Source organism: Pararhizobium antarcticum (assembly GCF_001885585.1).
Taxonomy (GTDB): Bacteria; Pseudomonadota; Alphaproteobacteria; order Rhizobiales; family Rhizobiaceae; genus Pararhizobium; species Pararhizobium antarcticum.
Map to the genome: position 1 here is coordinate 1 of NZ_LSRP01000069.1, position 255 is coordinate 255.

General features: G+C 58.4%; 1 protein-coding gene. It reads right to left on the reverse strand.

The genetic code is table 11. From position 1 onward, the window contains the following. Positions 1-255 (reverse strand): integrase core domain-containing protein (locus AX760_RS06035; RefSeq protein WP_139276459.1); only part of this gene is annotated, 255 nt, incomplete at both ends.

Consider the following 255-nt stretch of genomic DNA (forward strand, 5'->3'; position numbering starts at 1 on the left):
CCACCATCATTGGTGCCAGCGGGTTGAAGTAGGCCTGATCCGGCGTCTGCAGGTCAAGGGATGAATGTGGGCGTCGGCTATTGTAAAAGGTCAGATATCGGCCGATGCCGACGCGGGCCTCGGACACAGTCTTGTAGGCGTGGAGGTAGACTTCCTCGTATTTGATCGAACGCCAGAGCCGTTCGACGAACACGTTGTCCCGCCACGCACCCTTGCCATCCATCGAGATGGCGATTTCCGCCTTCTTCAGCACCG